This window comes from Roseomonas sp. KE2513 (assembly GCF_016107305.1).
Taxonomy (GTDB): domain Bacteria; phylum Pseudomonadota; class Alphaproteobacteria; order Acetobacterales; family Acetobacteraceae; genus Roseomonas.
On record NZ_RCVR01000085.1, the window covers coordinates 1 to 8444 of the forward strand.

The 8444-nt window shown below is 65.8% G+C and carries 7 protein-coding genes and 1 rRNA gene; 6 read left to right on the forward strand and 2 right to left on the reverse strand.

Going from position 1 to position 8444, the window contains the following annotated elements; genetic code table 11:
* Positions 1 to 45 precede the first annotated feature (45 nt).
* From D9599_RS29600 to uxuA, 5 genes are read left to right on the forward strand one after another with little or no spacing between them, the layout of a single operon-like run.
* Positions 46 to 1008 carry a TRAP transporter substrate-binding protein gene (locus tag D9599_RS29600; RefSeq protein ID WP_198384929.1) on the forward strand — a complete coding sequence of 321 codons (963 nt, stop codon included), beginning with the start codon at positions 46 to 48 and terminating at the stop codon, positions 1006 to 1008.
* A gap of 56 nt (positions 1009 to 1064) precedes the next feature.
* On the forward strand, positions 1065 to 1565 hold the full coding sequence (locus D9599_RS29605; protein WP_198384930.1) for a TRAP transporter small permease: 501 nt from the start codon (positions 1065 to 1067) through the stop codon (positions 1563 to 1565).
* Positions 1565 to 2842 (forward strand): TRAP transporter large permease, encoded by a 1278-nt coding sequence (locus D9599_RS29610; RefSeq protein WP_198384931.1) that lies wholly within the window; start codon positions 1565 to 1567, stop codon positions 2840 to 2842. Before D9599_RS29605 ends, D9599_RS29610 begins: the two co-directional genes overlap by 1 nt.
* 26 nt (positions 2843 to 2868) lie before the next feature.
* On the forward strand, positions 2869 to 4353 hold the full coding sequence (locus D9599_RS29615) for a mannitol dehydrogenase family protein (protein ID WP_198384932.1): 1485 nt from the start codon (positions 2869 to 2871) through the stop codon (positions 4351 to 4353).
* Positions 4354 to 4366: 13 nt separating this feature from the next.
* The gene (uxuA, locus tag D9599_RS29620; RefSeq protein ID WP_198384933.1) at positions 4367 to 5563 is read left to right on the forward strand and encodes a mannonate dehydratase; all 1197 of its coding nucleotides are present in this window, start codon (positions 4367 to 4369) and stop codon (positions 5561 to 5563) included.
* Positions 5564 to 5830: 267 nt separating this feature from the next.
* Here uxuA and D9599_RS29625 read toward each other — a convergent pair whose 3' ends face one another.
* Positions 5831 to 6811, reverse strand: coding sequence for a tripartite tricarboxylate transporter substrate binding protein (locus D9599_RS29625; RefSeq protein WP_309228765.1), 981 nt, complete (start codon positions 6809 to 6811; stop codon positions 5831 to 5833).
* A gap of 668 nt (positions 6812 to 7479) precedes the next feature.
* Between D9599_RS29625 and D9599_RS29630 the strand changes: the two genes are divergently transcribed.
* Positions 7480 to 7959 carry a hypothetical protein gene (locus tag D9599_RS29630; protein WP_198384934.1) on the forward strand — a complete coding sequence of 160 codons (480 nt, stop codon included), beginning with the start codon at positions 7480 to 7482 and terminating at the stop codon, positions 7957 to 7959.
* Between the two features lie 243 nt (positions 7960 to 8202).
* Here the strand turns inward: D9599_RS29630 and rrf are convergent.
* A 5S ribosomal RNA gene (gene rrf / locus D9599_RS29635) occupies positions 8203 to 8317 on the reverse strand.
* Between the last annotated feature and the right edge of the window lie 127 nt (positions 8318 to 8444).

Below are 8444 nucleotides of genomic sequence, written 5' to 3' on the forward strand. Positions count from 1 at the left end.
TAGGGAGGAAACGCAACCGTGAACAACACGAACACCCCGCGCCGCATGGCGCTCGGCGGCTTGGCGGGTATCCTGGCGCTCGGCGTCGCGCCTGCCTTCAACGCCCGCGCAGCCACCACGCTCAAGCTTGGTCACCTCGGCAACGAGGACAACACGTGGCACAAGGCCAGCCTGAAGTTTGCCGAGGAGGTCGCCCGCCGCACTGGCGGCGCGCTGGAAGTGCGCGTGTTCCCGAACGAGCAGCTCGGCAAGGAGACCGACCTCATCAAGGGAATCCAGCTCGGCACGGTGGACTTCACCATCACCGGCGAATCACTGCAGAACTGGGCGCCGTCCGCCGCCCTGCTGGCAGTGCCCTACGCCGTGCGTGACCTCGCCCACATGGACCGGGTGGTCGGCGGGCCGATCGGCCAGAGAATTGCCGAGGACATCGCCGGCAAGACTCAGCTCAAGCCGCTCTGCTACTTCGCGCGAGGCCCACGCTATCTCACCGCCAACCGCGCCTACCCGACGCCATCCGACCTGAACGGCCTTAAGATACGCGTGCCCAACGTGCCGCTTTTCGTCCGGTTTTGGGAGGCGCTGGGTGCCAAGGCTACGCCCATGGCTTTTTCGGAGGTCTTCACCTCGCTCCAGAACCACACGATCGACGCGCAGGAGAACCCACTCGCACTGATTAAGTCTGCGAGCTTCAGCGAGGTGCAGTCCACCATCAACCGCACCGAACACGTGCTGAGCTGGATTTACATCGTCGGCGGTACCCGCAAACTCGGCCGCCTCCCTGCCGCCCAGCAGGCAGCCGTGATGGAAGCCGCGAAGGTGGCGCAGGAATACGAGCGCGGCCTCTTTCTGGAGGACGAGCGCAACCTCGCTAACGAGCTCACGGCGAAGGGCATGAAGTTCGTGGACGTGGACAAGGCCGCCTATGCCGCCAAGGGCAAAGATGCGGTGATTGCCGCGCTGAACGCCGACATCCGCCCGATTTACGAGCAGATCATCGCAGCCTGAGTGGATCGCCCGCCGCGGCTCCGCGGCGGGCCTTCGCCCCGCAGGAAAGACACCTCATGCGCCTGGCTCTCGCCGCCATACTGACCGCTGTCCGCGCGGTCTGCCGGGCAGGAACGCTCGTCGCCTTCGCGTTCCTTATTGGCGTCGTCACCGTACAAGTCCTCGGCCGAATTCCCGGCTTCCCCGCCTATTCCTGGACCGAGGAGATCGCCCGCTTCGCCCTCGTCTATCTCGTGGGCTTTTCCTGCGGCCTCGCCCTGCTGCGCGGCGAGATGGTCAACGTGGACCTTTTCATCGCACCCCTGCCGCCTGCCGCCCGCAACGTCATCGAACGCTTGGTGGACGTGATCGTGCTCACCTTCAGCCTGATTATCATTCCCGGCGCCTACGACTATGTTTCGTTCAGCCTGGGCGAGCGCGCCCGCTCCGTCGACCTGCCGATGATTGCCGTCTATGCGGTGATGCTGCTGATCCCGGCCGCACTCGCCTTCTTCTCCCTGTTCCGCCTCCTGGGCTTCGCGGAGGCGCCGCCCGCATCGCACGGGGAGCTCACCTGATGCTCGTCACCCTGCTGTTCCTGACTTTCGGCGTCTGCCTGATCCTCGGCGTGCCCGTGGGCATCGCGCTCGGCCTCGCTAGCGCCATCTACCTTATCGGAGCGGACATCGACCTCTCCGTGGTCGCGCAATACGCCTATGCCGGCATGGACAGCTTCGTGCTCCTCTGCATTCCCGGTTTCGTGCTGGCGGGCAACCTGATGAACGGCGGCGGGATCACCGACCAGATCGTGCGTTTCGGCAACTCGCTGGTGGGACATATCCGCGGCGGCCTTGGGCTGGCTAATGTCACGGGATCGATGATCTTCGCCGGGATTTCCGGTACCGCGGTGGCCGAGACCGCGTCTATCGGCTCCGTGATGATCCCCGCCATGCGCAAGGCTGGCTACGACGCGCCCTTCGCCGCTGCGGTCACCGCCGCGGCTTCCACGGTCGGCCCCATCATCCCTCCAAGTGTGCCGATGATCATCGTCGGAACTCTGTCCGGGCTTTCCGTTGGCAAGATGTTCCTCGCCGGCGCGATCCCCGGGCTCCTGCTCGGCATCGCGATGATGGTCACGGTCTATATCGTTTCCGTGCGACGCGCCTATCCGCGCGGCGAGTGGGCCGGGTTCCGCGAGATCATCCGCTCGTCGCGTGGCGCTTTCTGGGCCCTTCTGATGACTGCCGTCATCCTCTACGGGATCGTCGGTGGCCTCTTCACGCCCACCGAGGCGTCGGTGGTGGCCGCGCTCTACGCGCTCGTCGTCGGTCTTTTCGTGTACAAGGGCTTCCGTGTCCGCCAGCTCCCCGCGATCCTGCTGGAGAGTGCGATTGGATCAGGCGCGCTGATCCTGCTGGTGGGCTTCGCCAACGTCTTCGGCTGGATCCTGACCAGCGAGCAGATCCCGCAGGCCATCGCCGCGTCGATGCTGGCGCTCACCACAAACAAGTACCTGATCCTACTACTGATCAACATCTTGCTCCTGATCGTCGGCACCTTCATGGAGACGATCGCGGCGCTGATCATCCTCTTCCCGCCGCTACTGGCTGTCGCAGTTGCGGTCGGCATCGATCCCATCCATTTTGCCATCATTGCCGTGCTTAACCTCATGATTGGGCTAACCACACCGCCTGTAGGCGTCTGCCTCTTTGTTGCGGCGAACATCGCCAAGGTTTCGCTTGGCTCCGTCAGCAAGGCTATCGTGCCTTTCCTGATCTGCAACATCATCGTGCTGTTCATCGTCAGCTACGTGCCTTGGGTCTCGCTCTGGCTGCCCAGCCTCTACTTCAAGTGACCGCAGCTTCTCGGGACCAAGCCGCCATGCCCCGCCTTTCTCCCCAGGCCCTCGCAGCACACCCGCCAGGGGCCCATGTCGCGTTGCCGCGCTATAATCGGGCACGGCTCAGCCCGGCCATTGTGCATCTCGGGCTCGGTGCCTTCTTCCGCGCCCATGTCGCGCTCTACACTGAAGACGTGCTGAACGCGCGCGGCGGGGATTGGGGGATTGTCGGCGTTTCCCTGCAACGGCCGGACCAGCGCGATCGGCTTGTGCCCCAGGGTGGCCTCTACACCACGCTTGAGCGCGGCCCTGGGGGGGATAGGGCGCGCATCGTCGGCAACCTCCTAGACGTGCGCGTCGCGCCTGAGGAGCCCGACGGTGTTCTTTCCCTGCTCGCCGCCCCTGGGACGCGCATCGTCAGCCTGACGGTGACGGAGAAGGGCTACTGCCACGATCCCGCGACGGGCAGCCTGCGCGAGGATCATCCAGATATTCTCCATGACCTAGGCGCCCCGGATGCCCCACGCACGGCGGTGGGCTTTCTGACTGCGGCGCTCCGCCGCCGCCGGGAAGCGGGACTGCGGCCCTTCACCGTGCTGTGCTGTGATAACCTGCCGCGAAATGGCGCGCTGCTGCGCGAGCTGGTGCGGGATTTCGCAGCCCTATCCGACCCGGATCTCGCCGGGTGGATCGCCGAGACGGTATCCTTTCCCTCCTCCATGGTTGATCGCATCGTGCCCGCGTTGGGGGAGCAGGACCTCGCAGCCGCGCAGGCCGCTACCGGTCTGGCCGACCTTGCCCCGGTGATGCATGAGCCCTTTCGCCAATGGGTGATCGAGGACCGCTTCGCTGGTGGCGACCGCCCGGCCTGGGACCTCGCCGGTGCCGTGTTCACCGAGGACGTCGGGCCCTTTGAACACATGAAGCTCCGCCTGCTGAACGGAGCGCACTCGGCCCTTGCCTATCTCGGTTGCCTCGCCGGGCACGAGACCATCGTGGCGGCGGTCGGCGATCCGGCCCTCGCCGCCTATGCGCAACGCCTGTGGACGGAAATCCGGCCCATGATTCCGCCGCCTCCGGGCCAGGACCTCGCCACCTATACCGACGACCTGCTTGCACGCTTCGGCAATCCCGCGATCCACCACCGCACTTCGCAGATCGCCGCGGACGGGTCGCAGAAGCTGCCGCAGCGCCTGCTCTCGACCGTGCGGGAGCGCTTGGCCGCCAAGTTGCCCATCCCCGCTCTGGCCCTCGCGGTCGCGGCCTGGGCGCGCTACGTCGGCGGCATCGACGAGGCGGGGCGGGCGCTCGAAGTGCGCGACCCCATGGCACCGGCTTTTCGCGCCGCCTTGGACGCGGCAGGCAACGATCCGGACGTGCGGCTCAGCGCATTGCTGGGTCTCCGGTCAATTTTCGGAACCGACCTCCCGGTGCATGCAGAATTCCGCGGCGCCGTGGCCGCCGCCTACAAGCGGCTGCTCACGGCCGGGGCCCGCGCCGCCGCGGCGGCTGACCCGCTTTCCTGAAGGATCGCCATCGATGGAAGAAACTTGGCGCTGGTTCGGCCCCGACGACGCGGTCCGGCTTGACCATATCCGGCAGGCGGGCCCGCGCGGCATCGTCACTTCGCTCCACCAGATCCCTTATGGCGAGGTCTGGACGGTGGAGGAGATTGAGCGGCGCAAGTCAGTTCTCGCGCAAGATCCCTCGCTCGGGCTCCACTGGCGTGTCGTGGAAAGCCTGCCGGTGCACGAGAAGATCCGGCGTGGCGACGGCGACTGCGCGCCGCTTTTTGCCAACTACCGGCAGTCCATGCGCAATCTCGCGGCCTCAGGGGTCACGAACATCTGCTACAACTTCATGCCCGTGCTGGACTGGACACGGACGGAGCTGCGCCACCCGCTTCCCGGGGGCGGTACCGCTCTGCGGTTCAACGCGCACGAGTACGTCGGCTTCGATGTCTTCATACTGAAGCGCTCCGGCGCAGAGGAGGGCGTGCCGCCGGATCTGCTCGCCCAAGCCAAAGCTTGGGTAGAAGGCGCCAGCGAGGCGCAGAAGGATATCCTGCTCGCTTCGATCATGGCCGGGCTGCCCGGCGCCTACGAGCGCTACGACGTTGCGGGCCTGCGCCGCATCCTCGCAGCCTATGGAGAGATGACCGCACAGGACCTGAAGGCCAACCTGCGACGCTTCCTCGAGGAGGTCATCCCGACAGCGGAGGAACTCGGCATCCGCATGGGCATGCACCCTGACGATCCGCCACGCCCGCTCTTCGGTTTGCCGCGCATCGTCTCTACTGAGGAGGACATCGCCGACCTCCTCACCATGGTGGACAGCCCCGCCAACGGGCTGACCCTCTGCACGGGCTCGCTCGGCGCGCACCCATCGAACGACCTGCCGCGCATCGCTGCGCGGTTCGCCGATCGCATCTACTTCGCTCATCTGCGAAACGTCGCGAAAGAGCCAAACGGCTCCTTTATGGAGGCCGACCACCTTGGCGGCGACACGGACATGGTGGCAGTGGTGGAGGCGCTGCTCACTGAGCAGAAACGCCGCCTGGACAGCGGCCGCGCGGACTGGCGCATCCCCTTCCGCCCGGACCACGGGCATGAATTGGCCGACGACAGCGGCAAGCCGACCTTCCCCGGCTATCCGCTGATTGGCCGCCTCCGCGGACTCGCCGAGCTTCGCGGTGTCATGACTGCTGTCGCCCGGATAAAGGGCTTGCCTCTTTGAGGATGCTGTTCCAGCGGTCGGCACTGGCCTCCCGATGCTACTGGCCTTCCGGGCGGGCCCTGCTCGTGACAGCCTTGACCACCGCGGTCTGCGTCACCGGCTTGATCGTGGCCGACACGGTCGTACACTGCTTGGGATTGGAGGACTTTCGAAGGGTGGCCGCATGTACCGGCACAAATTAGGAGGCGAGCGCACTGACCTTCTCGCGCGGAGCGAAATAGGGAACCTGGCCTTCCTCCCTCGCGGTCTTGCGCGCCCCGCCCTGATCTAGCCGTCGAGCCGGACGTCGGCGTTCCGCGCCACCTCGCGCCACTTGGCGATTTCGGCCCGCACAAAGGAATCGGCTTCCTGCACCGTCTGTGGTGCAGGGTTGCCGCCCAATTGGACGACACGCGCGGCGAAGTCCGGGTTGCGCAGGAGTGCCGTTACATCGGCATTGACGCGGGCAACAACAGCCGCCGGCGTCCCGGCGGGAACGCAAAGCCCGGCCCAGCCGATCGCTTCGTAACCCCGGATTGTCTCAGCAACAGCGGGCACCTCCGGCAGTTGCTGCGCCCGGATGGACGAGGTGACGCCGAGTGCCTTAATCCGGCCGGCGCGCAGGTGCGGCAGGGCACTGGCCACGCTGTCGAACATCAACGGGATGTTGCCGGCGATCAGGTCTGTCATGGCCGGCCCGCTGCCGCGATAGGGCACATGAGTCATCTTCACACCAGCCCGGCTGCAGAACAGCTCCGCCGACATGTGCTGGGAGGTGCCGGGGCCGCCGCTCCCGTAGTTGATGCCGGCGGGATCGGCCTTGGCCACCCCGATCAGGGCAGGCAAGTCGTTCGGCGCAAAGGAGGGATGCGCCACGATTATCAAGGGTACGGTGAAGATGGTGGTAATGTAGGTGAAGTCCCGCTCCGCGTCATAGGGAAGGCTGCGGATGATGCTGGGATTGATGCCAATAGTGCCGCTGGTGGAGGCGACAATAGTGTAGCCATCGGGAGCCGCGCGGGCGCCGGCCTCGGTGCCGACCACGCCGGCGCCGCCCGCGCGGTTCTCCACCACCACACGCTGCGGCCATTGGCGGGACAGTTCCTCCGCGAGCACCCGGCCGATCGTGTCGGTCGCTTGGCCCGGCGGGAAGGGCAGCAGGAAGCGGACGGGCTTGACGGGCCAGGCCTCCTGCGCGGCAGCTTGGCGCATGAGCGGCAAGGGGAGAGCGGCGCACATCAGGGCGCGGCGGCTGGGGCGAAGGGGCACGGCGTTGCCTCCCATGGCGGTTCGTGCCCCGATTAGGCGGGACGGTCCGCGCGGGCAACCTAAGCTCAGCCCGTATGTGGCGGATCGGTGAGCGACTTTGCCATGGCGAGCATTATTTAGGCGGGAGTGAGCGGGGCAATTGTCCGGTGGCGCCAGACCCTGTGCCGCTGCCGCGTTACCCGACGTCGCCGGCTGGCGTTCGCTTTGAAAGGCAAGGACCATCTCGCATCGCAGTGGCAGGGCAGTGTTCCGGGCCAACTCCTATCCCGTTCTCGCCGGGCGACTGGTCGCCGCGGCAGGCTGTTGCGACTCCGCAAGGAATGGCGAGCGCTCTCGTTCGTGCTCACCATGGGCTACGCGCCGGGCCGGACGGAAGGGCAGGGAGGGGCAGGGGATAGAAGCGCCTTAGGCTTACCGCGCGGGTGATGCCTGCCGGGTGTCGCAGCCCCGGCACCGGACCGGGCGCTACGCTCCTGTGCAGCGCTTGCCAGCCCTCATCTTGGGCGATCTGAACCTCACGCGCGCGGGAGGGCTCACGCTCAATCTGGAGCAGCCATTCGGCCCCAATACCCTCGACGTCCGCGTCGTCAGATACGATGGTGTTCAGGGTCTAGCCTGATACGGACCCTTGATCGTGCCGTGGTTGCCCGTTCTGCAGGAGGACCGCCGTGGACCCGCTTCCCGCTGTCAGTGATGCGGAGGTCGAAGCTGCCACCACCATGCTATCCATCACTCCTGACGTTCATCCACGTCTGCCCGCAGAGGATCTGCGCCGGGTGGTGCGTATGGTCCTTACAGCTGCCACCCAGGTGCGTCAGGCCAAGCTGGTGAGGGCAGACGGGGTGGCTTTCCAGATCGGGACCACGTTCTCAACCGGACAGGCGCTGTGGCGGTGCACCGACGTCGGCACCCGAACCATCGTTGCCGTGCGGATCGACAAGGTCATCACGCCACGCCCACTCGGCGAAGGCCAGACTTGGGCAACGGACCAGGACGCCGCGGACCCGCGGAAGCTACCTGGCTGGTTGAACGGTCCACCTTACGCCCTGGCGGAGTTCTGCTTTGATGAGCAGGACATCGAAGTGGTCGAGATCGTTCCACGCGAAAAGGTGGCCGTCTGGGATCCTGCACCGGGGCCGCAGAAGTAGTGAGGTCACCATTGGCGAATGCACTTATGTGGCCTGTTAGCAGTCTTTCACTTCCGGCACAGGTGCCGAGGTGGACAGCGCCGGTTGTGCAGTTCGGCAATCCGCACGACCAAGGGCAGGGTGCAGTACTCGCCCAGTGCAGAAACCTAAAAAGCCCACCCGCCATGTTGAGGCAGGGTGGGCTTTGTTGTGTCCGTATTGTGCTGCATCACATTATGTCGTTGTGGAGGATCCGGTCGGGTGGCTTGGCGCTGACCGACTCTCCCATGCCTTAAGGCACAGTACCATGGGCGCTGAGGCGTTTCACGGCCGAGTTCGGGATGGGATCGGGTGTGGCAGCCTCGCCGTAAGCACCAAGTCACCGGGCCGGATCCTGCTTGGGTATCCGGGACTGATCAGCAGTTCTGAGAGTACGTCTGACGCGATTTGATGCTGCGTGCGGTGTTCCTCGAGGGAACGCCTGGCGGAGGGTGCGCTTGAAATCG